24 protein-coding genes are annotated in these 24,654 nt (G+C 71.9%); 20 read left to right on the top strand and 4 right to left on the bottom strand.

What is annotated here, in order from left to right; translation table 11 throughout:
* Nucleotides 1–51: 51 nt before the first annotated feature.
* Both HHX35_RS15880 and thiD read left to right on the top strand, forming a co-directional pair.
* Nucleotides 52–1,320, top strand: a complete 1,269-nt coding sequence (locus HHX35_RS15880) for a hypothetical protein (protein WP_182899580.1) — start codon at nt 52–54, stop codon at nt 1,318–1,320.
* Between the two features lie 77 nt (nt 1,321–1,397).
* Nucleotides 1,398–2,195, top strand: a complete 798-nt coding sequence (gene thiD, locus HHX35_RS15875) for a bifunctional hydroxymethylpyrimidine kinase/phosphomethylpyrimidine kinase (protein ID WP_182899579.1) — start codon at nt 1,398–1,400, stop codon at nt 2,193–2,195.
* A 4-nt stretch (nt 2,196–2,199) separates the two neighbouring features.
* Here the strand turns inward: thiD and HHX35_RS15870 are convergent, their stop codons facing one another.
* Both HHX35_RS15870 and rpmB read right to left on the bottom strand, forming a co-directional pair.
* The gene (locus HHX35_RS15870) at nt 2,200–3,060 is read right to left on the bottom strand and encodes an NAD(P)H-binding protein (protein WP_310739119.1); all 861 of its coding nucleotides are present in this window, start codon (nt 3,058–3,060) and stop codon (nt 2,200–2,202) included.
* Nucleotides 3,061–3,161: 101 nt separating this feature from the next.
* Entirely contained in the window at nt 3,162–3,347 is a 186-nt protein-coding gene (gene rpmB, locus HHX35_RS15865) for a 50S ribosomal protein L28 (protein ID WP_079312702.1), read from the bottom strand.
* Nucleotides 3,348–3,551: 204 nt separating this feature from the next.
* Between rpmB and HHX35_RS15860 the strand changes: the two genes are divergently transcribed.
* The 12 genes from HHX35_RS15860 (at nt 3,552) to ftsY (ending at nt 17,427) form a co-directional block, all read left to right on the top strand.
* Nucleotides 3,552–5,126, top strand: coding sequence for a DAK2 domain-containing protein (locus tag HHX35_RS15860; protein WP_182899578.1), 1,575 nt, complete (start codon nt 3,552–3,554; stop codon nt 5,124–5,126).
* A 36-nt stretch (nt 5,127–5,162) separates the two neighbouring features.
* Entirely contained in the window at nt 5,163–7,325 is a 2,163-nt protein-coding gene (gene recG, locus HHX35_RS15855; RefSeq protein ID WP_310739117.1) for an ATP-dependent DNA helicase RecG, read from the top strand.
* A 380-nt stretch (nt 7,326–7,705) separates the two neighbouring features.
* Entirely contained in the window at nt 7,706–8,275 is a 570-nt protein-coding gene (gene rsmD / locus HHX35_RS15850) for a 16S rRNA (guanine(966)-N(2))-methyltransferase RsmD (protein ID WP_182899577.1), read from the top strand.
* 17 nt (nt 8,276–8,292) lie between these two features.
* Entirely contained in the window at nt 8,293–8,769 is a 477-nt protein-coding gene (gene coaD, locus HHX35_RS15845; RefSeq protein ID WP_139580059.1) for a pantetheine-phosphate adenylyltransferase, read from the top strand.
* 70 nt (nt 8,770–8,839) lie between these two features.
* On the top strand, nt 8,840–9,394 hold the full coding sequence (locus tag HHX35_RS15840) for a DUF177 domain-containing protein (RefSeq protein WP_139580058.1): 555 nt from the start codon (nt 8,840–8,842) through the stop codon (nt 9,392–9,394).
* A 1-nt stretch (nt 9,395) separates the two neighbouring features.
* On the top strand, nt 9,396–9,575 hold the full coding sequence (rpmF, locus tag HHX35_RS15835) for a 50S ribosomal protein L32 (protein ID WP_030506036.1): 180 nt from the start codon (nt 9,396–9,398) through the stop codon (nt 9,573–9,575).
* 265 nt (nt 9,576–9,840) lie between these two features.
* Entirely contained in the window at nt 9,841–10,590 is a 750-nt protein-coding gene (rnc, locus tag HHX35_RS15830; protein ID WP_182899576.1) for a ribonuclease III, read from the top strand.
* 16 nt (nt 10,591–10,606) lie between these two features.
* Complete coding sequence (gene mutM / locus HHX35_RS15825) at nt 10,607–11,488, top strand: bifunctional DNA-formamidopyrimidine glycosylase/DNA-(apurinic or apyrimidinic site) lyase (protein WP_182899575.1); 882 nt, start codon at nt 10,607–10,609, stop codon at nt 11,486–11,488.
* Between the two features lie 46 nt (nt 11,489–11,534).
* Nucleotides 11,535–11,804 carry an acylphosphatase gene (locus HHX35_RS15820; RefSeq protein WP_182899574.1) on the top strand — a complete coding sequence of 90 codons (270 nt, stop codon included), beginning with the start codon at nt 11,535–11,537 and terminating at the stop codon, nt 11,802–11,804.
* 188 nt (nt 11,805–11,992) lie between these two features.
* Nucleotides 11,993–12,187 carry a hypothetical protein gene (locus HHX35_RS15815; protein WP_139580054.1) on the top strand — a complete coding sequence of 65 codons (195 nt, stop codon included), beginning with the start codon at nt 11,993–11,995 and terminating at the stop codon, nt 12,185–12,187.
* 260 nt (nt 12,188–12,447) lie between these two features.
* Nucleotides 12,448–16,194, top strand: coding sequence for an AAA family ATPase (locus HHX35_RS15810; RefSeq protein ID WP_182899573.1), 3,747 nt, complete (start codon nt 12,448–12,450; stop codon nt 16,192–16,194).
* 51 nt (nt 16,195–16,245) lie between these two features.
* Nucleotides 16,246–17,427, top strand: a complete 1,182-nt coding sequence (ftsY, locus tag HHX35_RS15805; protein ID WP_182899572.1) for a signal recognition particle-docking protein FtsY — start codon at nt 16,246–16,248, stop codon at nt 17,425–17,427.
* A gap of 54 nt (nt 17,428–17,481) precedes the next feature.
* On the opposite strand, the gene HHX35_RS15800 is transcribed toward ftsY, so the two are convergent.
* Nucleotides 17,482–18,552, bottom strand: coding sequence for a PLP-dependent cysteine synthase family protein (locus HHX35_RS15800; RefSeq protein WP_139580051.1), 1,071 nt, complete (start codon nt 18,550–18,552; stop codon nt 17,482–17,484).
* A gap of 328 nt (nt 18,553–18,880) precedes the next feature.
* On the opposite strand from HHX35_RS15800, the gene HHX35_RS15795 reads away from it, so the two are divergent.
* On the top strand, nt 18,881–19,474 hold the full coding sequence (locus HHX35_RS15795) for a sigma-70 family RNA polymerase sigma factor (protein WP_139580050.1): 594 nt from the start codon (nt 18,881–18,883) through the stop codon (nt 19,472–19,474).
* Nucleotides 19,475–19,583: 109 nt separating this feature from the next.
* Here the strand turns inward: HHX35_RS15795 and HHX35_RS15790 are convergent, their stop codons facing one another.
* Entirely contained in the window at nt 19,584–20,387 is an 804-nt protein-coding gene (locus HHX35_RS15790) for a DMT family transporter (protein WP_310739116.1), read from the bottom strand.
* A gap of 98 nt (nt 20,388–20,485) precedes the next feature.
* On the opposite strand from HHX35_RS15790, the gene HHX35_RS15785 reads away from it, so the two are divergent.
* From HHX35_RS15785 to HHX35_RS15765, 5 genes are all read left to right on the top strand, one after another.
* Complete coding sequence (locus HHX35_RS15785; RefSeq protein ID WP_182899570.1) at nt 20,486–21,154, top strand: helix-turn-helix domain-containing protein; 669 nt, start codon at nt 20,486–20,488, stop codon at nt 21,152–21,154.
* Nucleotides 21,155–21,275: 121 nt separating this feature from the next.
* The gene (locus tag HHX35_RS15780) at nt 21,276–21,581 is read left to right on the top strand and encodes a hypothetical protein (RefSeq protein WP_182899569.1); all 306 of its coding nucleotides are present in this window, start codon (nt 21,276–21,278) and stop codon (nt 21,579–21,581) included.
* A 34-nt stretch (nt 21,582–21,615) separates the two neighbouring features.
* Nucleotides 21,616–22,440, top strand: coding sequence for a polysaccharide deacetylase family protein (locus HHX35_RS15775; RefSeq protein ID WP_182899568.1), 825 nt, complete (start codon nt 21,616–21,618; stop codon nt 22,438–22,440).
* Nucleotides 22,437–23,942 (top strand): helicase HerA-like domain-containing protein, encoded by a 1,506-nt coding sequence (locus HHX35_RS15770; protein WP_182899567.1) that lies wholly within the window; start codon nt 22,437–22,439, stop codon nt 23,940–23,942. Before HHX35_RS15775 ends, HHX35_RS15770 begins: the two co-directional genes overlap by 4 nt.
* 58 nt (nt 23,943–24,000) lie before the next feature.
* A complete protein-coding gene (locus HHX35_RS15765; protein WP_182899566.1) occupies nt 24,001–24,627 on the top strand; it encodes a DUF2461 domain-containing protein in 627 nt (208 codons plus the stop codon).
* The last annotated feature ends 27 nt before the right edge of the window (nt 24,628–24,654 follow it).

Raw genomic sequence — 24,654 nt, 5'->3', positions numbered from 1 at the left:
GGCGGGGACGCGCCCTGGCCGGCGCCGCCTTCGGAGACGACCCCTGGTGGTGTGACAACCGGTGGAGCCGTGCCGTGGCCCGTGCCGCCGTCGGAGGCGACGACCCGGATGTTCGCCGCCCTGTCGCCCGAGAGGCTGGAGTCCGAGAGGCTGGAGTCCGGGAGCCGGAATTCCGAGAGCCTGAGTTCCGGGAGCCTGGCGCCGCCGGAGGGGCGGGCACGGTCCGAGCGCCTGGCGACGTCCGCGGGCGCCGGGGACGGCGGCCTTCCCGGGCAGGACCGGGACTGGGACGACCGGGCGAAGCAGCCGAGGCGGATGCGGCGACTGGCGCTCGTGTCGGGGCTGTCGGTGCTGCTGGCGGTGGGCGTCACGGCCGGCGGCGCCCGGCTGATCGCCGGACGGACCTCCCTGAGCATGGAGCAGCCGACGACGGCCTGCCCGACCTCGGGGAACTGCGCCGCCGCGGACGGGCCGTACGGAGCGTCCGGCTCCGGCCAGGCCCTCGGCGAGACGCCCGCCCCGGGCGATCCGACCGGCGATCCGACCGGCGATCCGGCCCAGAACGGCCGGGGGGACTCCGGCAAGACCGGCGTCGATCAGGGCGGAACAGGCCAGAACGACACGGGGAAGAACTCGGCGGCTCCTCAGGCCACACCGGTTTCCACGACGGCCTCGAAGGGCCGGGATCGCGACCACGCGTCTGCCCGTACGCGCACCCCGTCCACCGCCGCCCCGCGCGCGTCGGCCCACGCGTCTCCACGGGTGGGCGATGCTCCCGCCGCCGTCACGGCCGCCCCGGACGACACGGACACCACGTCCGATGACGGCGCGACTCCCGGAGAGACCGCGCTGGACGACACTGACAACACCGGGGACACCGGGGACACCGCGGTGGGCACGGACGAGCCCGGCGCCGGCCCGAACCACACGACCGGCCCCAACCACACGACCGGCACGAACACGGCGTGGACGAGATCCGCTCTCGCCGGCGGCGGTCCGGTCGTGCGGGTGCGGTTCACGGTGACAGATCGTGACGAGAGCGGATACGCGGCCCGGATCGCCGTACGCAACGAGGGACCGGCCCTGCCCGCATGGACCATCCGGCTGGCCGTCGGCGGGCAGGTGACCGCGGTCGAGGGGGCGGACTGGCGGCAGCAGGGCGACACCCTGACCCTGAGCTCGCAGGCCGCGCTGGACGAGGGCGGCACGCTGACGCTGACCGTCCACGCGGACGGCGCGTCGGCCGCACCCGCCGACTGCGTGCTCTCCGAGGGGCGATGCGAGGTGACCGGCCCCGGCCCGTCCCGGCGCGGCCACTGACCGCCCTCATCGGGTCCGCCCGGCCGGGGATGGGGGCGTTTTCGGGGGAGCGGCGGGCGTTTTGGTTGGATGGGCGCATGACCACCCCACCACGTGTCCTGACCATCGCGGGCTCGGACTCCGGCGGCGGCGCCGGCATCCAGGCCGACCTGAAGACCATGCTGGCCCTCGGCGTGCACGGCATGAGCGTCATCGCGGCCGTGACGGCGCAGAACTCACTGGGCGTGCAGGGCTATTGGGAACTGCCCCCGGAGGCGGTGCGGGCGCAGCTCGACTCGGTCCTCGGCGACATCGGAGCCCAGGCGATCAAGACGGGCATGCTGGCGTCGTCCGTGCTGGTGGAGACCGTCGCGGAGGTGCTCGCGGGCGTGACCGCGCCCGTCGTGGTGGACCCGGTCGGCGTGTCCAAGCACGGCGACAGCCTGCTCGCGCCGGAGGCCGTGGAGACCGTCAAGAGCGTGCTGCTGCCGACCGCGACCGTGGTCACCCCCAACCTGTGGGAGGTCGAGCAGCTCACGGGCGTCAAGGTCGAGGACGAGGACGACCTGCCCCGCGCCGCCGAGGCCGTGCTGACCCTCGGCCCGAAATGGGCGCTGATCAAGGGCGGTCACCTCCCCGGGGAGCCGGTTGACCTGCTCACCGACGGGTCGAGCGCGCATCGCTTCACCGCCGAGCGGCACGACAACCGGCACACCCACGGCACCGGCTGCACGCTCGCCTCGGCGATCGCGTCGTACCTCGCTCTCGGCGAGGACGTGCCCGGCGCCGTACGGCGGGCCAAGGAGTACGTCACGGGCGCGATCGCGCACGGCTTCCCCCTGGGTGCGGGTATCGGTCCCGTGGACCACGGCTGGCGGATGCGGGCGGACGCCTGAGTCGTCAGCGGAAGTGGGCCGCGTGGTCGGCGGCCCATTCCCCGAATGTTCGCGCGGGCCTTCCGACGATCTCTTCCACCGTCGAGGTGATCAGGTCGGAGGGGGGTCGTCGCGTGCTCGCCAGCAGTGCCTCGACCAGGGCGGGCGGCCTTCCGTCCGCGAGCATCCGCTCCCGAGCCGCCTCCACGGGGACCTTCTCGAAGCGCAGCGGACGGCCGATCGCCTCGCCGATCAAGCGGACCTGGTCGGCCCTGCTCACCACCTGTGGTCCGGTCAGCACGTGCGTGACCCCCACGTGCCCGTCGCCGGTCAGCACGCGTGCCGCCACGGCCGCGACGTCGGCCTGGTGCACCACGGCTGTGGGGGCGATGTCGGGGCCGCGTACGACACCGTCCTGCCGGATCTGCCCGGCCCACCCCAGCGCGTTGGAGGCGATCGTGTCGGCACGCAGGATGGTCCACTCCAGGCCCGACGCCTCGATGAGGCTCTCCATGTCGGCGTGGAGCCGGTTGATCGGATCGGTCTGCCGTCCGGCGTCCTCGTTCACGCCTGACGACGACAGGTAGACGAGGCGGCGGGCGGAGCCCGCGATCGTGGCGAGGACGGCCGGCGCGCCCTCGGACGTGAGGAAGGGCCAGACGAGGAACACCGTCGTGATCCCGCGTAGCGCCCTTTCCAGGGTTTCCGGCTCGGACAGGTCTCCTGTCGCGATCTCCACGCCTTCCGGCAGGCGGGTCGTCCGGGCATCGCGGACGAACGCGCGCACCGGGACACCGGCGGACATGAGCTGAGCGGCGACTTCCCGGCCGACGTTGCCGGTCGCGCCCGTCACGAGAATCTGGGCCATGACCGTGATCAACCGCACCGTGCCAGGGATATTCCGGTGCGCATCCTCGCCGTCGCCGGTCACGGGAGCACGAAAGCCCGCCACCGATCCGGTGGCGGGCTCTCGAGGGAGTCAGACGGTCAGCGCGAGACCTTGCCCGCCTTGATGCAGGAGGTGCAGACGTTCATCCGCTTCGGCGTCCCGTTGACCACCGCGCGCACGGTCTGGATGTTGGGGTTCCAGCGGCGGCGGGTGCGGCGGTGCGAGTGGGAGATGTTGTTGCCGAAAATCGGCTTCTTGGCGCAGACGTCGCAGACGGAAGCCACGGTAATCGCTCCTTTGAATCAGTCGATCGGCCCGGCGCCGGTGCAGCGGCTCGTCCGAGCAATGCCGGGACAACCGGCTGGCCACACGAGGATATCCGATGTTCGCCGGTGCACGCCAAACGGGACTCCGGCGAACGGGGATAGTCTCGTACCCGCCAACGGTAGCGCATCGAGGGGCTGGAGCGCGGAAGGAAGGTCGGCCTGATGCTCAAGGTGCTCGATCCCCCCGCGGTGCGCCGCTGGTCGCGCCACTGCGCGGCGGCCCTCGGCCGGGCCAGGGCGGAGATCGACGCGCTCAACGTGTTCCCCGTGCCCGACGGGGACACCGGCACGAACCTGCACCTCACGATCCTGTCGGCGGCCGAGGCGGTGGACGCGCTGCCCGGCGACGCGGACGCGGGCGCCACGTGGGAGGCCCTGACGCACGGGGCCCTGCTCGGCGCGCGGGGCAACTCCGGGGTGATCGTCAGCCAGGCCGTCAGGGGCATGGGCGAGGTGCTCGGGTGCGCGCAGGGAGGCGGCGCCGACCTGCGCGACGGCCTGACGAGGGCGGCCGAGATGGCCAGGGCGGCGGTGGTCCGGCCGGTGGAGGGCACGGTGCTGAGCGTGCTTTCGGCCGCGGCGCACGCCGTACGCGACGCGCCCGACGACCTGACCGAGGTGGCCTGCCGGGCGGCGGACGAGGCACGGCGGGCCCTGCGCCGTACGACGGGTCAGCTCGACGTGCTGTCCCGCAACGGCGTGGTGGACGCGGGCGCGGCCGGGCTGGTGATCATGCTGGAGAGCCTGGCCGAGGTGGTGACCGAGGCGTACAGCGAGCGGCACGAGGTGCCTGCCCCGGCCGGGCGGATCGCGCCGGAGGAGCTCGGGCGGCGGGACGCGGGCGGCCCCGGTTACGAGGTCATGTACCTCCTGGACGCGGGCGCGCACGAGGTGGACCGGCTGAGAGGCGAGCTCGACGCGCTGGGGGACAGCCTGGTGATCGTCGGCGGGGAGGGTCTGTGGAACGTCCACGTCCACGTGGACGACGCGGGCGCGGCGATCGAGGCCGGGCTGCGGGCGGGGCGCCCGCATCGGATCAAGGTGACCTACCTCGGGGGACGGCCGCACGAGCCGGGCCCGGCGAGGGGCGTCGTCGCGGTCGCCGCAGGGGACGGCCTGGCGGCCCTGTTCCGGGAGGCGGGAGCGGTGGTCGTGCGGCGCGAGCCTGGCTCGGCCCCGACGGCGGCGGCCCTGCTGCGGGCCGTCCGCGAGGCCGGGACCGAGGTCGCGGTGCTGCCCAACGACGCGGCCGTGTACGACGTCGCCGTGGCCGCCGCGGAGATCGCCAGGGAGGAGGGCGTGACGGTCAGCGTCCTGCCCACCCGGGCGTCGGTGCAGGGCCTGGCCGCGCTGGCCGTGCACGACCCGCTGCGCCGCTTCGACGACGACATCGTGGCGATGACCGACGCCGCCGGGCACACCCGTCACGGGCACGTGTGGGTGGCCGATCGCGAGGCGATGACCAGCGCCGGGATCTGCCGCCCCGGTGACGTGCTCGGGGTGGTGGACGGCGAGGTCGCGCTGATCGGCGCGGACCTGGCCGCGACCGCGCTGGGGGTCGTCCGGCGCCTGGTCTCCGGCGGCAGCGAGATGGTCACGCTCGTCACCGGCGCCAGGGCGCCCGAGGCGCTCCTGCGGGCGGTACGCGACCACCTGGAGCGCGTCCGCCCGGACCTGGAGATCGTCGTGTACGAGGGCGGGCAGGGCGGCTATCCCCTTCTGATCGGCGTCGAGTAGCCGGATTGTCGGCCTGTACGGGTAGGAATTGGTGTCGTGACGAGCTTCGACGAGCCGCTCAAGAAGGTGGTCGGCAGGTCGGCCGCCCCGCTGGAGAGCGCGCTGGGCATCAGCACGGTCGGTGAACTGCTGCGCCACTATCCGCGGCGCTACGCGCAGCGGGGGGAGCTGACGCCCATCGCGTCACTGGAGCACGACGAGCACGTCACCGTGGTGGCCAAGGTGTCGTCCGCCGTGCGCAGGCCGATGAAGAACCGGCAGGGCACCTGGCTCGACATCGAGGTGACCGACGGCAAGGAGAAGCTGCACCTGGCCTTCTTCGGCAAGGGCGCCTACGTCGCCGAGCAGCGGCTCACGCCGGGCACCGAGGCGATGTTCTCCGGCAAGGTCGGCGTCTTCGTCGGCGGGAGGACCAGGCGCGTCTCGCTCACCCATCCCGAGTACGAGTCGTTCGACGAGACGGAGGAGACGGCCGAGGAGTTCGCCTCCGCGCTGGTGCCGATCTACCCCTCCGCCCAGGGGCTGCCGAGCTGGAAGATCCGCCGGGCCGTGCGCACGGTGCTCGACGTGCTCAGCCTGGACGACCCGGTGCCCGCCGGGATACGGGAGCGGCTGGGGCTGCTGCCGATCGAGGAGGCGCTGCGGCGCGTCCACCGGCCCCGCAGCCAGGCGGACGTCACCCGGTCGCACGACCGGCTGAAGTTCGACGAGGCGTTCGTCCTGCAGGCCGTCCTGGTGCGGCGGCGCATGGCCGCGTCCGCCTGGCTCGCCATGGCCCGCCCCGGGCGTGACGACGGGCTGCTGCGCGAGTTCGACAAGCGGCTGCCGTTCCAGCTCACCGAGGGGCAGCGGCAGGTCGGCGAGGAGATCGCCGCCGACCTCGCCCGTGAACACCCCATGCACCGGCTCCTGCAGGGCGAGGTCGGCGCGGGCAAGACCGTGGTCGCGCTGCGCGCGATGCTCCAGGTGGTCGACTCCGGCGGGCAGGCCGTGCTGCTCGCCCCCACCGAGGTCCTCGCCCAGCAGCACCACCGGTCGATCGTGAACATGCTGGGCGATCTCGCGGCCGGCGGGATGTTCGGCGGGACCGCGGTCGCGCTGCTCACCGGCTCGATGGGGGCCGCCGCGCGGCGCAGCGCGCTGCTCGACGCGGCCTCCGGCGCGGCCGGCATCGTGATCGGCACCCACGCCGTGCTCCAGGAGCACGTCCAGTTCGCCGACCTCGGGCTGGTCGTGGTGGACGAGCAGCACAGGTTCGGCGTCGAGCAGCGCGACGCCCTGCGCGAGAAGGGCGGCGGCGGACGTCCCCACGTGCTGGTCATGACGGCGACGCCGATCCCGCGCACGGTGGCCATGACCGTGTTCGGCGACCTGGAGGTCTCCACGCTGTCCCAGCTCCCCTCGGGCCGGGCCCCGATCACCACTCACGTGGTGCCCGCCGCGGAGAAGCCCCACTTCCTCGACCGCGCCTGGCAGCGGGTCCGTGAGGAGGTCGGCCTGGGCCGCCAGGCCTACGTGGTGTGCCCGCGCATCGGCGACCAGGAGGGCGACGAGGGCGACCTGGCGAAGGACGACGACGAGCGCAGGCCGCCCCTGGCGGTCCTCGACGTCGCGCGCATGCTCGGGGAGGGGCCGCTGGCCGGCCTGCGGATTCAGGCGCTGCACGGCAAGCTCGCGCCCGAGGACAAGGACGCGGCGATGCGCGCCTTCGCCCGGGGCGAGATCGACGTCCTGGTCGCGACCACGGTCATCGAGGTCGGCGTCGACGTCCCCAACTCGTCGGTGATGGTCATCATGGACGCCGACCGCTTCGGCGTCTCCCAGCTCCATCAGCTGCGCGGCCGGGTGGGCCGGGGCGGCCTGCCCGGGCTGTGCCTGCTCGTGAGCGAGGCCCCGGAGGGCACCCAGGCGCGCCGCAGGCTCGACGCGGTGGCCGCGACGCTCGACGGGTTCGAGCTGTCCCGTGTGGACCTGGAGCAGCGCCGGGAGGGCGACGTGCTCGGCGCCGCCCAGTCGGGGCGCAGGTCCTCGCTCAAGCTGCTGCAGCTTCTGCGCGACGAGGACGTGATCGAGAGCGCCCGGGCCGAGGCGACCGCCCTGCTGTCCGCCGATTCCACGCTGTCGGCCCACCCGGCGCTGCGCGCCGAGATCGACACCATGGTCGCCGACGAGCGCGCCGAGTTCCTCGAGAAAGCGTGACCGCCGGCGCGAGGGCGGGAAATTGAAACGGGCGCCGTGTGAACACGACGCCCGTTGACGACCCAGGGCCCAGCCTTGGGACGGCCTCCCCCCGAATGCCGCCCCCGGCTGGGCCCGCCCTCGGGTCAGGTGCCGAGGGCGCCGACGTGCGGAAGGGCTCACGACCACGCCGGCCGGCCTTCCCCTGGGTCACCGTGAAGGCCGCAGAACTCATGATGCGCATGTGACGGAGCCCGCGATACGGCTCTTACTCATTCGTCGCCGCCGCTTGCCCACTCTTGACCTCGTGCCCCTCCCGCCAATCTTTGCCCCGTCGCGTCGCCCAGACGGCCCTTCGCCCGCCGTGCCGGGAAGGCCGTCGCGGGCGGGACAATGAAGGCGTGACGCGGGTGATCGCAGGGACGGCGGGGGGACGCAGGCTGGCCGTCCCGCCGGGAAGATCGACCAGGCCGACGAGCGACCGCACCCGGGAGGGCCTGTTCGCCACCGTCGGCTCCGCGCTCGGCCCGCTGGACGGGATCCGGGTCCTCGACCTGTACGCCGGGTCGGGCGCCGTCGGACTCGAGGCGCTGAGCAGGGGGGCTGCCCACGCGCTGCTGGTCGAGTCGGACCCCAGGGCCGCACGCACGATCAGGGAGAACATCACGTCGCTCGGGCTGCCGGGGGCGTCCCTGCGGGCCGACAAGGTCGAGCGGGTGGTGGGCCGGCCGTGCGAGGAGCCGTACGACTTCGTCTTCGCCGATCCGCCCTACGCCGTCTCCGACGATGCGGTCTCCCGGGTGCTGACGGCACTGCGCGACAACGGCTGGCTGGCGGAGGGTGCGCTTGTCGCCGTCGAGCGGGAGTCGAGGGGTAAGGACCTGGTGTGGCCCGCGGGTTTCACGGAAGACAGGGTCCGTCGATACGGCGAAGCGGCCGTTTGGTACGGTCGCGCAGCCGGGAACCCGTGAATCTATGGGGGTGCGCCTTGCGTCGTGTCGTCTGCCCGGGGTCGTTCGATCCCGTGACCAACGGACATCTGGACATCATCGGCCGGACGTCACGGCTGTATGACGAGGTCGTCGTGGCCGTGCTCATCAACATCGAGAAGCACAGCCTGTTCACCGTCGACGAGCGCATCGAGATGCTCCAGGCGGTGACGAAGGAGTACGGCAACATCCGGGTCGAGAAGTTCCACGGCCTGCTGGTCGACTTCTGCAGGCAGCAGGGCATCCCGGCCATCGTGAAGGGCCTGCGGGCGGTCAGCGACTTCGACTACGAGCTGCAGATGGCCCAGCTCAACTACCGGATGTCGGGCGTCGAGACGCTGTTCATGTCCACCAACCCCGAGTACTCCTTCCTGTCGTCCAGCAGGCTCAAGGAGATCGCCCGGTACGGCGGGGACGTGTCAGGCCTGGTCCCCGACCTCGTCCACCAGTTGCTCGTGGAGCGGCTCAGGGGCTGAACCTGAGCTGGTATTCTTGCCTTTCAGCCTTGCACGACGGCGGTGATTCGCCATGCCTAACGAGAGCAGGATGAGTCTGCACAGCCTCGATCCCCGAGCCCCCTGGGTGATATCCACCCACGACCTGGGGCGCCGACCGGGATCGATGCGCACGCTCAGCCCGGTCCTCCCGGCACCGGCGGACCTCGCGGTCGGAATGATCGGCGTTCCCAAGGACGCCGACGTCGAGCTGGACATCCGGCTCGAGGCGGTGATGGAGGGCGTGCTCGTCACGGGCACGGCGCAGACTCCCCTGACGGGGGAGTGCTCGCGCTGCCTGGACCCGTTGACCTCGGAGATCGAGGTCGACTTCCAGGAGCTCTACTTCTACTCGGCGGAGGACGCCGCAGAGGACGATCTGCTCCTCGACGGCGAACTGCTCGATCTCGAGCCGGTATTCCGTGACGCGGTGGTGCTCGCACTGCCGCTGAGCCCGGTGTGCGGTGAGGACTGCCCCGGTCTGTGTGCGGAGTGCGGGATCAGGCTGGCGGAGGCCGGCCCTGACCACCGGCACGAAACGATCGACGCCCGCTGGGCGACGCTGCAGGGTTTGGTTGTGGAACAGGAAGACGATCAGGAGGGTTGACGTGGCCGTCCCCAAGCGGAAGATGTCGCGGAGCAACACCCGCGCCCGCAGGTCCCAGTGGAAGGCGGCGGCGGTCGCACTCGTGAGCTGCCCGCAGTGCCGCTCGCCCAAGCGCCCGCACGTGGCGTGCCCGACCTGCGGCACCTACAACCGCCGTCAGGTCGTCGAGCCGTCGGCCTGATCGCGCGGTAAGGGAACGTCGGGACGCCGGCCGGATCGTCAAAACGAGCCGGTCGGCGTTACCGTGCTTCAAAGGGTTACCGTTCTCCAAAGGAACGTGCGGTGGCGGTTGGACGGTACGCACCGACATGCACGCCCGCGGCCGTGGTGGGCGCCGGGGCCATCGGCTCCCGGCGGACCGGCGTCCACCACGCCTTCGGGCCTTCGGCCGGTCCACCTGCCTCCCGTGCACGGCCCTGCCTGCACCTAGGAGTTGGGAGGAATTCATGGCCGCGCCGTCTGTAAAGCCCGTGCCCGTCGAGGTCGCGAGGGACGAGCTGTTCCAGACTCTGGATGTCCGGCTCAGCACCGGCATCCTCGAGCGGGCGCTGACGCACCGCTCATACGCGTATGAGAACGGCGGACTGCCGACGAACGAGCGCCTGGAGTTCCTGGGCGACTCGGTGCTGGGTCTCGTGGTGACGGACACGCTGTTCCGCAACCACCCGGACCTGCCGGAGGGCCAGCTCGCCAAGCTGCGCGCCGCCGTGGTCAACATGCGGGCGCTCGCGGACGTCGCCAGGACGCTCGACCTCGGCAAATACCTGCGGCTGGGCCGCGGCGAGGAGGGCACCGGCGGCCGGGACAAGTCGTCCATCCTGGCCGACACGCTGGAGGCCCTGATCGGCACCGTGTACGTCGACAAGGGCCTGGACGAGGCGTTCCGCGTCGTCCACCTGCTGTTCGACCCGCTCATCACGCGGTCGGCGTCGCTGGGCGCCGGGCTCGACTGGAAGACGTCCCTGCAGGAGCTCACCGCCGCCGAGATGCTCGGCGTGCCGGAGTACCACGTGGACGAGAGCGGGCCCGACCACGCCAAGTCGTTCTCCGCGGCCGTGCGCGTGGGCGGCAAGGAGTACGGCAAGGGCTCAGGGCGCAGCAAGAAGGAGGCCGAGCAGCAGGCGGCCGAGGCGGCCTGGACCGCGATCCGCGCGCTGCGCGACGCCCGCGAGGGCGCCGGTCCCGTACGCGCCTGAGCCCGGGAGACGGCGCATGCCCGAACTGCCCGAGGTCGAGGTCGTCCGCAGGGGCCTGGAGAGCTGGGTCGCCGGCCGCACGGTGGCCGCGGCCGAGGTCCTGCACCCCCGGGCGGTCCGCCGCAACGTCGGCGAGCTGCCCGCCCAGCTCAAGGGCCGCACACTGGCGTCCGCCGAGCGGCGCGGCAAATACCTGTGGCTGCCCCTGCGGGACGGCGCCTCCGGCGAGGAGGAGCCCGGTGAGGCGCTGATCGCCCATCTCGGCATGAGTGGCCAGCTTCTCGTCGTGGACCCTCTGTCGCCCATCGAGAAGCACCTGCGCGTGCGCATGGGCTTCACCGACGGCGGCCTGGAGTTACGCTTCGTCGACCAGCGCACCTTCGGGCACCTCCTGGTGGCGCCCATGGCCGCGGGGCGGGGTCGGCCGGTGCCCGAGCCGATCGCGCACATCGCCGCCGACCCGCTTGAGGACGCCTTCGACGACGCGGAGTTCGCCGTACGGCTGCGGCTGCGCCGTACGGGGATCAAGCGGGCGCTGCTCGACCAGTCGCTGATCAGCGGGGTGGGCAACATCTACGCGGACGAGGCGTTGTGGCGCGCGCGCCTGCATTGGGCGCGGCCGACGGAGACGCTGACCCGGCCGAAGATCACCGAACTGCTGGCGGCGGTCCGCGCGGTCATGAACGAGGCGCTGGGGCAGGGCGGCACGTCCTTCGACAGCCTCTACGTGAACGTCAACGGCGAGAGCGGCTACTTCGACCGCTCGCTCGCCGTGTACGGCAGGCGGGACGAGCCCTGCCGCCGCTGCGGGACGCCCATCCGGCGGGAGGCGTTCATGAACAGGTCCTCCTACAGCTGCCCGAAGTGCCAGCCCCGCCCGAGGAACGCCCGCCCTTAGGGACCCCCGCCTGTGGCGGCCGAAGTCGATCTGGATACTTGTAGGCGTGGTTCGGTTGACGGCATGGGTCCGGGGACGGGTGCAGGGTGTGGGGTTCCGCTGGTGGACCCGTGCCCGCGCACTGGAGCTCGGGCTCGTCGGGTGGGCCTCGAACCTGGCCGACGGGAGGGTCGAGGTCGTCGCCGAGGGCCCGAGGGAGTCGTGCGAGCGGCTCCTGTCGTTGTTACGCACCGGAGACACGCCCGGCCGCGTTGAGGGGGTGGTCGAGCGCTGGAGCGATGCGAAGAGAGGTATCGCCGGGTTTGTCGAGAGGTAGGGCTTCCCTCAAACCCCTCAAATCCGGTATATTTATCTAGCGAGAGTGCCCACCGGCACGCCTGTGCGGAGCGTTCAACTTGACCGTCTCCATTGCCGGTGCGACTCTTGAGAGGAACCACGCGCACCCCTCCCGCGGCATGAAGTGCGCGAACCAGTCTGGTCACTCAGCGTGGAGGACCCTTTACTATGGCGAAGGCTCTACTCGGCCACGTCGGCGGTCCTGACCCTCGGATGATCTCGGAAATGCGCCGTCTCCAGCAGCGCATCCGCGACCTCGAGGCAGAACTCACCCGGCTCCAGGCCCAGAACGACGCGCTCTCGGCGCAAACTCGTGACGAGGCCCTGGTCCGGCTGCAGGATCGCGAGCCGGCTCTCACCTGAGGGACCGGCAGGAACGGGAAAGGATTGTAGGGACGCCCCGCAAAGGCGTCCCTTGCCATTTCCGCCGTCGTTCCCCGGCAATTGATTCGACGGCTAACCGATCATAAATAACGGGCCGTGGGCGGGATGGGCGAACCGCCCGGCTTGCCTTACCCGTATTCGTTCCCCAGGCGAGCCGCCGGTGCCTATCCCCGCGTACCCGGCCCTTGGGAGCTGTAGTCTTTCCCCCCGAACGCCAGGCGGCACCGAGGGGGGCGGACGTGTACCTCAAGACGCTCACCTTACGCGGCTTCAAGTCCTTCGCCTCGGCCACCACCCTCCGCTTCGAGCCGGGCATCACCGCCGTGGTGGGCCCCAACGGCTCCGGCAAGTCCAACGTCGTGGACGCCCTCGCATGGGTGATGGGCGAGCACAGCGCCAAGTCGCTGCGCGGCGGCAAGATGGAAGACGTGATCTTCGCGGGCACCTCCAGCCGCCCGCCCCTCGGCCGCGCCGAGGTCACGCTGACGATCGACAACACCGACGGTGCGCTCCCGATCGACTACACCGAGGTGACGATCAGCCGGCTGATGTTCCGGTCCGGCCAGAGCGAGTACGCCATCAACGGCGACACCTGCCGCCTGCTCGACATCCAGGAGCTGCTGTCCGACTCCGGCATCGGCCGGGAGATGCACGTGATCGTCGGCCAGGGCCAGCTCGACCAGGTGCTGCACGCGGGTCCGGAGGAGCGCCGGGCGTTCATCGAGGAGGCCGCGGGCGTACTCAAGCACCGCAAGCGCAAGGAGAAGGCCCTCCGCAAGCTCGACGCGATGCAGGCCAACCTGACCCGCGTCCAGGACCTCGTGGCCGAGCTGCGCCGCCAGCTCAAACCATTGGGCCGGCAGGCCGAGATCGCCCGGAAGGCGGCCGTCATCCAGGCCGACCTGCGTGACGCGCGGCTGCGGCTGCTCGCCGACGACGTGATCACCCTCCGCGACACGCTGCAGCGGGAGGAGGCCGACGAGGCGGCCGTACAGGCGCGGCGCGCCAAGGTGGAGGCGGAGCTGGCCGAGGGCCAGCGGCGGGAGGCCGAGCTGGAGGCGGCCGAGAACGACGCCCAGCCGCGCCTCAAGGCCGCGCAGGAGACCTTCTACCGCCTTTCTGCCCTGCGGGAGCGGCTGCGCGGCGTGGAGAGCCTCGCGGCCGAACGGCGGCGGCACGCCGCGGACGCCGCGTCCATCGAGCGGCGCGGGCGCGACCCGGAGGACCTGGAGCGTGAGGCCGCCGAGGTGCGGGAGCAGGAGCGGGTGCTGGCGGAGGAGCTGGACGAGGCGCGCGAGCGGCTCGCGGCCGCCGTCGAGGTCCGCGCGGAGGCCGAGGAGGCGCTGGCCGCCGAGGAGCGGCGCCTGACCGTGGCCGCCCGCGCCGCGGCCGACCGCCGCGAGGCCCTCGCCCGCCTCCGCGGCCAGGTCGAGTCGGCCAGGAGCCGGGCCAGGGCCGCCGGTGACGAGATCGGCAGGCTCACCAAGGCCGTCGAGGACGCCACCCGGCGCGCGGAGCAGGCCCAGGACGAGCTCGACGCCCAGGCGCTCGACGAGCCGCCGGCCGACCCCGAGCTCGCGGCCGAGCTGGAGGCCGCGCAGGAGGGCGTGGACCTCGCCCGCGCCGCGGTGGAGGAGGCCAGGGCCGTGGCCGAGCAGGCCGAGGCCGTCGTGGAGCGGGCGCGGGCCGACCTGGCCGCGCCCAGGGACGCGCTCGCCGCCGCCAAGGCCGCCGTGAGCACGGCCCGAGCGGCCGACCAGGAGTCACAGCGCGCGGTCGCCGCTCTCCAGGCCCGGTGCGAGGCCCTGGAGATGAGCCTGGCCGGGGGAGCGGACGGGGCCGCCGCGCTGCTCGGCGCCGGTCTGCCCGGCGTGCTCGGCCCGATCGCCACGCTGCTCGCCGTACGCCCGGGGGCGGAGGCGGCCGTCGCGGCCGTGCTGGCCGTGGACGGGGTGGGCGTCGCCTCGCTGACCGCCGCCGTGGCCGCCGTCGAGCACCTGCGCGAGGCCGACGCCGGCCGCGCCGCCCTCCTGATCGCGGGCGACCGCCAAAGCAGCGGTGGCGGGCAGAGCGGTGGCGGGCAGAGCGGTGGCGGGCGGCCGGAGGCGCCCGTCGCGGACGCCGAATGGGCCGCCGACCTGGTGACCGTGCCGGACGAGCTGCGCCCCGCCGTGGAGGCGCTGCTGTCCGACGTGGTCGTGGTGCCCGACCTGCTCACCGCGCGCAAGGTGGTGGACGCCCATCCGGAGCTGCGGGCCGTCACGACGTCCGGTGACCTGCTCGGCGTCCACGCCGCCCACGGCGGCTCGGGCGGCGGCTCCTCCCTGCTGCAGATGCGCACGGCCCTGGACGAGGCCGCCGCCGATCTCGCCACCGCCAGGGCCGAGGCCGAACGGCACGCGGAGGCGCTGGCCGAGGCCGTGGCCGCCGAACGGGAGTCGCAGCTCGCGCTGGAGGCGGCGCAGGGGCGGGTCACGGAGGCGCAGAGCGGCGTGAGCGCCGCCCAGAGCGGCGTCAACGCCGCGCAGAACGGGCTGAACGCGGCGCAGGCCGGGCTCGACCGCCTGCGCGGCAGGCAGCGGGAGGCCGACCAGCGGGCCGCGGCGGCGGCCAAGCAGCTGGCCCGGCTGGAGGCCGCCGTCAAGGCCGCCCAGGACGAGGCGGCCCGGCTGAGCCGGTCGGCGGTGGACGCCCAGGAGGCGCGCGAGCAGGCCCAGGCCGCGGTCGTGGAGCTGGAGGAGCAGCTCGCCGAGGCAGAGTACGCCGCCGAGCTGGAGGCGGAGCCGACCACCGACACCCGCGACGAGCTGGCCGCCGCCTGTGGCGTCACCCGGCAGGCCGAGATGGAGGCCCGGCTGACCGTCCGTACGGCCGAGGAGCGGGTGCGGGGCATCGCGGGCCGCGCCGACGCCCTGCTGCGCGCGGCCCAGCGCGAGCGGCAGGACCGGGCCCAGGCCGCGGCCGACAGGGAACGCCGCCGCAGGCAGGCGGAGATCGCCGCGGCGGTGGCGGACGGCGCGCGTGCCGCCCTGAGCGCCCTGGAGGGGTCGCTCGCACGGGCCGCAGAGGAGCGCGACGAGGCCGAGCGGGCGCGCGGGCAGATCGACACCGAGCTGAAGCAGGTGCGCCTGCGCGTACGTGAGCTCAGCTCCGAGCTGGACGCCCTGGTCAACCGGGTCCACGGCAGCGAGATGGCCAGGACGGAGCGGCGGCTGCGTCTGGAGCAGATGGAGCAGCGTGCCCTGGAGGAGTACGGCATCGAGCTCGAACCGCTGATCGCCGAATACGGGCCGAGCGTGCCGGTGCCCGGCGACCCGCCGGTGCCGTACGTCCGGGAGGAGCAGGAGAAGCGGGCCAGGACGGCCGAACGGCAGATGACCCAGCTCGGCAAGGTCAACCCGCTGGCGCTGGAGGAGTTCGCCGCCCTTGAGGAGCGGCACGCCTTCCTCACCTCGCAGCTCGAAGACCTCAAGAAGACCCGGCGCGACCTGCTGCTCGTCGTCAAGGAGGTCGACGACCGGGTCGAGCAGGTCTTCGCGGCGGCGTTCGAGGACGTGGCGCGCGAGTTCGGGCAGATCTTCCAGCGGGTCTTCCCCGGCGGGGAGGGCCGCCTGCTGCTGACCGACCCCGAGGACATGCTGACCACGGGCGTCGAGGTCGAGGCCCGGCCGCCCGGCAAGAAGGTCAAGCGCCTGTCGCTGCTGTCCGGTGGCGAGCGGTCGCTGACGGCGGTCGCGTTCCTCGTCTCGATCTTCAAGGCCCGCCCGTCGCCGTTCTACGTGATGGACGAGGTCGAGGCGGCGCTCGACGACACCAACACCCAGCGGCTGCTCACCCTGTTCGAGGAACTGAGACAGACCTCACAGCTCATCGTGATCACGCACCAGAAGCGCACGATGGAGATCGCCGACGCGCTGTATGGCGTGTCGATGCGCGGCGACGGCGTCACCCAGGTCGTCAGCCAGCGCCTCCGCGAGAAGGTCTAGGAAGTTCGCCCCTGGCTGGAGTAATGCGGGTCATCTGGGAAACTTCATGGTGTGGACGGTTACCTCGGCATCATCGTGATCGTGGCCATCGTCGCCATATTGGCGGTGGGTGGCCTGTGGCTGCTGTTCCGGCCGAAGGCGAAGGACCTGCCGCCCGCCCCGCCGGCCCCGCCCGAGCCGAAGGCTCCCGTCGTGGAGGAGCCCGCGAAGACGGGGCTGGGCGAAGAGGACGGCGGCACGACGACCACGCTGCCGCCGCCCGCCCCTCCGATCGAAGAGCTGATCAAGGCTCCCGAGATCGAGGTCCCGCCGCCCTCGGCCGGCCGGATGGTGCGGCTGCGTGGCAGGCTCGCCCGTTCGCAGAACGTCCTCGGCCGGGGCCTGCTCGAACTGCTGTCGCGGGACCGGCTCGACGACGAGGTCTGGGACGAGATCGAGGAGACTCTGATCACGGCCGACGTCGGTGTGGCCCCCACCCGTGCGATGGTGGAGGAACTGCGGACGAAGGTGAAGGTGCTCGGCACCCGCACCCCCGATGAGGTGCGCAAGCTGCTGCGCGAGGAACTGCTCACGCAGATCGCGCCGGACCTCGACAGGACCCTGCACACCAAGCCGCACGGGGAGCGGCCGGCCGTCGTCCTCGTCGTCGGCGTCAACGGCACCGGCAAGACCACGACCTCGGGCAAGCTGGCCCGGGTCCTGGTCGGCGACGGAAGGAAGGTCGTGCTCGGCGCCGCCGACACCTTCCGCGCGGCGGCCACCGACCAGCTCCAGACGTGGGGTGACCGCGTCGGCGCGGGTGTGGTGCGCGGCCCGGAGGGCGGCGACCCGGCGTCCGTGGCGTTCGACGCCGTGGCCAAGGGCATCGAGGACAAGGCGGACACCGTCATCATCGACACCGCGGGACGGCTGCACACCAAGACCGGCCTCATGGACGAGCTGGGCAAGGTCAAGCGGGTCATCGAGAAGAAGGCGGCGGTGGACGAGGTGCTCCTCGTCCTCGACGCGACCACCGGGCAGAACGGCATGCGCCAGGCGCAGGTCTTCGCCGAGGTGGTCAACGTCACCGGCATCGCGCTGACCAAGCTGGACGGCACGGCCAAGGGCGGCATCGTGATCTCGGTCCAGCGTGAGCTGGGCGTGCCCGTGAAGCTGGTGGGCCTCGGCGAGGGGCCGGACGACCTCGCGCCGTTCGATCCCGACGTCTTCGTCGACGCCCTGCTCGGCGACTGACACGAGAAAGCGAGGAACACGGCGGCGGGCCGGGATTCCCCGGCCCGCCTCCCGTCAGCTCCGGAGGAAGGCGCGCAGTTCTTCGAGGTGGGGGGCGATGTCGATGCCCCGCTCCGACAGCCAGCGCGGGTCGCCGTAGGTGTCGCGATAGCGCTCGGCGCCGTCGCAGATCAGCGTGACCACGCTGCCGCGCTCGCCCCGCTCCCGCATCTCCCGGATGATCTGCACCGCCGCCGCGATGTTGGTGCCGGTCGAGCCGCCGACCTCCCTGCGGGTGACCTCTCTGACCCAGTGCATGGCCGCGATCGACAGGGCGTCCGGCACCTGGGTCATCCGGTCGATGACCGTCGGCAGGAACGACGGCTCGACCCGCGGCCGGCCGATGCCCTCGATCCGCGATCCGGCGCCGCCGTGCTCCTCGCCCGAGATCCAGGACGGATAGAACGCCGAGCCCTCGGGATCGGCCACGCACAGCCGGGTCTGGTGGCGGCGATAGCGGATGTAGCGGCCGATCGTCGCCGAGGTGCCGCCGGTGCCCGCGCCGACGACGATCCACGCGGGCTCCGGGTGCCGTTCGAGCGCCATCTGCTGGAAGACGCTCTCGGCGATGTTGTTGTTGCCCCGCCAGTCCGTCGCCCGTTCGGCGTAGGTGAACTGGTCCATGTAGTGCCCGCCGGTCTCGGCGGCGAGCCGGTGCGACTCGTCGTAGATCGCTCTCGGGTCGTCCACCAGGTGGCACTTGCCGCCGTAGAACTCGATGATCTCCCGCTTCTCCGGCGAGGTGCTCGCCGGGATCACGGCGATGAACGGCAGGCCGAGCAGCCGGGCGAAGTACGCCTCACTCACGGCGGTGGACCCGCTGGACGCCTCGATGATCGTGGTGGTGGGCCCGATCCAGCCGTTGGCCAGGCCGTACAGGAAGAGGGACCGGGCGAGACGGTGCTTGAGTGAACCGGTCGGGTGCACCGACTCGTCTTTCAGATAGAGGTCGACACCCCAGTGCGAGGGGAGCGGGAACACATGCAGGTGAGTGTCACAGCTTCGGTTGGCGTCGGCCTCGACGGCCTGGATGGCGTCGGCCACCCATGCCCTCGTGACCGGATCGTGCCGATCCAGGTGGTTCATGCCGCCACTCTGGCACGCTCCTCGCCATGAACACCAAGGAGGAGGCACCCGGTTCTGCCGACCTGCGCCTGCGGACCGCCAGTGAAATCTGCCACATTTTACTCCGGATTGAGGCTCCGGTGTTACGCTAATGAGACTTGTTCGGCTTGCGCGTGACCTGGCCGCGCGGGCCTGGTCTTTACGGCGATGACGCTGACCAGGCCGGACGACATTAACACCGTGCTTAGGCCCCAAGCGGCACGATGTCCTTGGCACAACGATGAACGAGCGACCTCGCATGTGTTCCGGCCGGACGGGTAACGGGGGAGAAGTTCCGTAGGGGGAAGAGATGATCTCGACCGACGAGCAGCGGCAGGCATGGTTCGAGCGTGAGGTCGTGCCGGTGACGAGCCAGCTCTACGCGTCCGCCATGCGTCTGACGCGCAACCCCGCCGACGCCGAGGACCTGGTCCAGGAGACCGTCGCGAAGGCGTTCACGTCGTACCACCAGTTCCGCGAGGGCACGAACCTCAAGGCGTGGCTGCACCGCATCCTCACCAACAACTTCATCAACGACTACCGGAAGAAGCAGCGCTCGCCCAAGCTGTCGGCCGCCGAGGAGATCGAGGACTGGCAGCTGGCCGCGGCCGAGTCGCACATGTCGACCGGGCTGCGCTCGGCCGAGATCGAGGCGCTCGACCAGATTCCGGACAGTGTCGTGATGAACGCCCTGCGGGCCCTGCCGGAGGACTTCCGGGTGGCCGTCTACCTGGCCGACGTCGAGGGCTTCGCGTACAAGGAGATCGCCGACCGGATGGGCACTCCGATCGGCACCGTCATGTCCAGGCTGCACCGGGGCCGCCGCCAGCTCCGGGGCATGCTGGAGGACTACGCCCGCGAGGAGGGCGTCGTACGCGTCCCCGAGCAGGTGTGCGCGGCCTGACCCGTGACTGACGGGCCCGTGCGGCGCGCCGGGACGTGGTCCCGCGCCCACGGGCCCCGTATCGGGCCCAGTATCGGGACGCGCTTGGGGGCGCGGCTGGGGGCGCGGTTCAGGCGGCGGCGATGAGGGCGATCGCGCCGAGCGCGAACCCGACTCCGGTGATCTGCACGGGGCTCAGCCGCTCGCCCAGGACGTACCGCGCGAGCAGCAGCGTGCTCGCCGGATAGAGCGACACCAGGACGGCCACCAGGGTCAGCATCCCCCGCTGCGCCGCGAAGAGATAGAGCACGTTGGCGGCCATGTCGAGCACCCCGGCCGCGATCGTCACTGTGAGGCTGCCGGGCACCGGGCGCAGGCTCCTGCGCGTCGCGAGGGCCAGCAGTGCGACAAGCGTGATCGAGGCGATCCTCGCCCCCAGCAGCGGCCACGTGCCGGAGTCGGCCGGGGCCAGCTTGAGCAGCACGAAGAACCCGCCGAAACCCGCTCCCGACACCAGGGCGGCGAGGATCGGACCGGCCTTCGGGCCGCTCGCCCCGCCGTTCGGCTCGCGGCTGACCAGCAGGACGGCGAACAGGCCGAGCGCGACGCCCGCGAGCGCCAGGGCGGACGGCCGGTCGCCGGTGAGGAGGCCGAACAGCACGGGGACGGCCATCGCGGTCGTGGCAGTGGTCGGGGCGATCACGGACATCATTCCGGTGGCCAGGCCGCGGTAGAACAGCACGATGCCGAAGGCGCCGGCGACCCCGGAGGCCATTCCCCAGGCCAGCGCCGCCGTGCTCGCGTGGCCCGGCAGCACCGGGAGGAGGGCCGCGACCAGCAGCAGGCCGCCGAGCTGGGAGAGCACGACGACGGCCAGCACCTTCGACCGCCTGGTGGCGAGACCCCCGAAGAAGTCGGCCGTGCCGAAGATCACCGCGCATGCCGTAGCGAGGGCCACCGCCGTCACAGATCCCCCAAGAGATTGCCTGGATAGTGCAATGAATTGTAATAGGAGATCACTACGCTGTACTCATGGCTGATCCTGCGACGATCACCGCGGCCATCGCCGCGAACGTACGGGGCCAGCGGGCCCACCGGGGGCTGACCCTCGACGAGCTCGCGGCCAGGTCGAACGTGAGCCGCGGCATGCTCATCCAGATCGAGCAGGGCCGCACCAACCCGAGCGTCAACACGCTCACCCGGATCGCCGACGCGCTGGGCGTGACCCTCGCGCGACTGGTGGAGGTCGCCGACACCCCGGTCGTCCGGGTCGTGCACGAGTCCGAGGTGGTGACGTTCCGGCATCCCGGCGGAGGGTCGGCCCGCCTGCTCGTGGGGACGGACGCGCCCGCGATCCTGGAGCTGTGGGACTGGCGGCTCGGGCCGGGCGAGCACCACGACGGCGACGCGCACCCCGCCGGCACCCGCGAGATGCTCACCGTCCTGGAGGGGCGGCTCACGCTGACCGTGTACGGCAGGAGCCACGTCGTGGGGTCCGGCGACGCCGTCGTGTTCAGCGCCGATCGGCCGCACCGGTACGCCAACGAGCACGACGAACCGCTGCGCTTCGTGATGGTGGTCACCGAGCCCCCGAAGCCGCCCGATGTAACAGTGCCGCCCGATGTGACAGTGCCCCCCGATGTCAGAGAGCCGCCCGACGTCTGTGAGCTCCCTGACGCCGGAGAACCCGCACATGACTGACCAGTAAGGGCTGCGTGGTGACGCTTAGTAGTCGATGATTACAGAATGAATCCGCAAGCGCCGCTCCAAGGTTGGGTACATCCCTTTTTGTGCGTGTCTGCTGTGCAGGGGGCGGTGGCCGGTGAGTGAATCGCGAGTCGCGGTGGAAAAACTTCGCGCGGAACTCGCCGCGCTCGGGGTGGCCGACGCCTACGAGATCGGTGACGAGGCTACTCTCTCCGTCTGGATAGGCCTGGTCGTGACCTTCCGTGAGGGCTTTTACCGTTGGCGCGAGGGTGCCGTGAAGTGCCGGCACCTGGGTACGGACCCCGCAGGATGCGCCATCCGGGTGGCTCGCAGGTACGCCGAGCTCAAGGCGGACGTGCCGTCCTGGTGGGAGGAGCTGGAAAAGGTTCTGCGGGGGGGAGCGGCCGGAGGCTATCCGTAGCGTTCGTGGCCCCCCGCCTGCTCCGGGGGGTCGTATGCGGATCGGATCCGTTCTGCTGTCGTTGTTGCTGCTCGGCGGATGTGCCCAGGCCAGGACCGTGTCGGTTTCGGGGGAGCGGGCCGGACCTGCGGGGCCGCATCCGCGCTTCGGCACGCCTCGGCATTTCGACGCCGACCTGCTGCGTTTCCGGCTCGCGGGAACGCAGCGGGGAGCGCCGGGGCCGCGCCTGCCGGCGGTCCCGCCGCCGCGGCACGTCGACTGCAGGCAGCACAAATGCGTGGCGCTGACGTTCGACGACGGGCCCGCCGAATACACCGGGCACGTCCTCGACCTGCTCGCGGCCCACCACGCCCGGGCCACGTTCTTCATCCTCGGGCAGATGATCACGGGCGAGACGCGGGACTTCGTCCGGCGGATGGCCGCCGAGGGCCACGAGATCGGCAACCACTCCTGGGACCACGCCTCGCTGCCGGGGCTGTCGTCCGACGGCCTGCGCCGAGAGCTCGACCGTACGCAGGAGGCCGTGCGGAAGGTGACCGGCGTGACGATGCGGCTCATGCGCCCGCCGTACGGCGCGACGAACCAGGCGGTGGACAACGAGACGAAGCAGACCGGGCTCGCACAGATCCTGTGGGCCGTCGACACCCTCGACTGGCTCAACCGCAACCCCACGGTGATCACCCAGCGCAGCGCCGCGGCCAAACCGGGCGACATCGTGCTCATGCACGACATCCACCCCACCACCGTGCAGGCGCTGCCCCGGTTGCTCGACGAACTCGACCACAAGGGCTTCACGTACGTGACCGTCTCGGAGCTGCTCGGCGAACCCACGCCCGGGAAGAAGTACACCAACCGATGAAGGGCTACGACTTCGAGGGGCCGGCGCTGGAGCTGGGCGCGCTCGTACGCGCGGACGGGGCGGCCGACGCCTCCGAGCGCGTCCGCATCCCGGTGGGCATGATGAACCGGCACGGCCTGGTGGCCGGGGCGACCGGCACCGGGAAGACCAAGACGTTGCAGCTCATGGCCGAGCAGCTCGCCGATCAGGGCGTGCCGGTGTTCCTCGCCGACGTCAAGGGCGACCTGTCCGGGCTGGCCTCGCCGGGGACGCCGGGCGACCGGATCACCCGCCGGGCGGCCGACGTGGGGCAGGACTGGGCGCCGGAGGGCTGCGTGACCGAGTTCTTCTCCCTCGGCGGCGTGGGGGAGGGCATCCCGCTGCGCGCCACCATGAGCGCGTTCGGGCCGACGCTGCTGTCGCGGGTGCTCGAACTCAACGAGACCCAGGAGTCGTCGCTCGGGTTGATCTTCTACTTCGCCGACACAAACGGGCTGCCGCTGCTGGACCTCAAGGACCTGATCGCGGTCATCCGCTATCTGACCGAGACGCCGGAGGCGTTGAGCGGCATCGGCGGGCTGTCGGCGTCCACCGCGGGGGTCATCCTGCGCGCCCTGGTGAACTTCCAGGCCCAGGGGGCGGAGGCGTTCTTCGGCGAGCCGGAGTTCGACGTGCACGACCTGCTGCGGACCACGCCGGACGGGCGCGGCGTGATCTCCATCCTGGAGCTGCCCGCCGTGCAGGACCGGCCGCAGCTGTTCTCCACGTTCCTGATGTGGCTGCTCGCGGACCTGTTCGAGACGCTTCCCGAGGTAGGCGATCCCGACAAACCGTCGCTGGTGTTCTTCTTCGACGAGGCGCACCTGCTGTTCGAGGACGCGTCCAAGGCGTTCCTCAGGTCGATCACCCAGACCGTGCGGCTGATCCGGTCGAAGGGGGTCGGGGTCTTCTTCGTCACCCAGACGCCCAAGGACGTGCCGGCCGACGTCCTCGCCCAGCTCGGCGCGCGCGTGCAACACGCCCTGCGCGCCTTCACCCCGCAGGACGCCAAGGCGCTGAAGGCGACCGTCTCGACGTTCCCCGCCTCCTCCTACGACCTCGAACGGCTGCTCACCGAGCTCGGCATCGGGGAGGCGGTCGTCACGGTCCTGTCCGAGACCGGGGCCCCGACGCCGGTCGCCTGGACACGGCTGCGCGCGCCGCGGTCGCTCATGGCGCCGTCCGCCCCCGCGGTCGTGCAGGGGGCCATCGCCGCGTCCCCGCTCCTGCCGAAGTACGGCACGGCCGTGGACCGGCAGTCGGCGTACGAGATCCTCGCCGCGCGTCTGGCCCGGCAGCAGGAGCCCGAGCGGGAAGCGCCGGCCGAGAGACCGGCGGAGAGACCGGCGAAGACTCCCAGGCAGTCGGCGCTGGAGGAGATGCTCGCCTCGAAGGAGTTCCGGTCGCTGGCCCGCACCGCCGCGACCGCGCTTGGCCGGGAGATCACCAGGACGATCTTCGGCACGGCGAGACGACGGCGCTGAGCGCGTCCGCGCGGTCCCGCTCCCGGGACTGTCGGTGGGGCGTGCGAAGGTGGGTGGCATGGGTTTCAGCGGGTTCCCTGACGAGGCGCTCATCTTCTACGAGGGCCTCGTCGCCGACAATTCGAAGGCGTATTGGACGGCCCACAAGGAGTTGTACGAGACCGGGGTCCGGGCGCCGATGCTCGCGCTCATGGACGAGCTGGAGCCGGAGTTCGGACCGGCCCACCTGTTCCGGCCGCACCGCGACGTCCGGTTCGCGAAGGACAAGTCGCCGTACAAGACGCATCAGGGGGCCTACTGCGGAGTGGGCGTGGAGGGCGTCGGCTACTACGTGCAGGTCGACGCCGACGGCCTCTACGTGGCGGCGGGCTGGTGGATGCCGGGCGACCAGGTGGCACGCTTCCGCGAGGCCCTGGACGACGACACCGCAGGGCCCCTGCTGGAGGAGATCCTCGCGGCGCTGCCCGATGATCTGACGGTCGGTGGCGATCGGCTCAAGACCCGCCCCCGCGGCACGGCGGAGGACCACCCCCGGCTCGAACTCCTCCGGCACAAGACGCTGCACGCCGGGCGGCGGTTCGAGCCGGAGCCGTGGCTGCACACCCCCGAGACGCTCGACCGGGTCCGCTCGAGCTGGCGGGCGCTGGTCCCGCTGGTCGACTGGCTGCGCCGCCACATCTCCTGACGCCGCCCGCGAAGCGACGGACCCGGA

Origin of the sequence: Microbispora sp. H10830 (assembly GCF_014161375.1) — a bacterium.
GTDB lineage: Bacteria > Actinomycetota > Actinomycetes > Streptosporangiales > Streptosporangiaceae > Microbispora > Microbispora catharanthi.
Note: the sequence above shows the minus strand (reverse complement) of the source record. Positions and strands in the feature narration are given on the sequence as shown.

Bases quoted from the DNA above. Each gene is read 5' to 3' on its own strand.
- thiD (WP_182899579.1), top strand. From the start codon at position 1,398: ATGACCACCCCACCACGTGTCCTGACCATCGCGGGCTCGGACTCCGGC.
- HHX35_RS15860 (WP_182899578.1), top strand. From the start codon at position 3,552: ATGCTCAAGGTGCTCGATCCCCCCGCGGTGCGCCGCTGGTCGCGCCAC.
- HHX35_RS15840 (WP_139580058.1), top strand. From the start codon at position 8,840: ATGAGTCTGCACAGCCTCGATCCCCGAGCCCCCTGGGTGATATCCACC.
- rnc (WP_182899576.1), top strand. From the start codon at position 9,841: ATGGCCGCGCCGTCTGTAAAGCCCGTGCCCGTCGAGGTCGCGAGGGAC.
- mutM (WP_182899575.1), top strand. From the start codon at position 10,607: ATGCCCGAACTGCCCGAGGTCGAGGTCGTCCGCAGGGGCCTGGAGAGC.
- HHX35_RS15815 (WP_139580054.1), top strand. From the start codon at position 11,993: ATGGCGAAGGCTCTACTCGGCCACGTCGGCGGTCCTGACCCTCGGATG.
- HHX35_RS15800 (WP_139580051.1), bottom strand. From the start codon at position 18,552: ATGAACCACCTGGATCGGCACGATCCGGTCACGAGGGCATGGGTGGCC.
- HHX35_RS15795 (WP_139580050.1), top strand. From the start codon at position 18,881: ATGATCTCGACCGACGAGCAGCGGCAGGCATGGTTCGAGCGTGAGGTC.
- HHX35_RS15785 (WP_182899570.1), top strand. From the start codon at position 20,486: ATGGCTGATCCTGCGACGATCACCGCGGCCATCGCCGCGAACGTACGG.
- HHX35_RS15775 (WP_182899568.1), top strand. From the start codon at position 21,616: ATGCGGATCGGATCCGTTCTGCTGTCGTTGTTGCTGCTCGGCGGATGT.
- HHX35_RS15770 (WP_182899567.1), top strand. From the start codon at position 22,437: ATGAAGGGCTACGACTTCGAGGGGCCGGCGCTGGAGCTGGGCGCGCTC.
- HHX35_RS15765 (WP_182899566.1), top strand. From the start codon at position 24,001: ATGGGTTTCAGCGGGTTCCCTGACGAGGCGCTCATCTTCTACGAGGGC.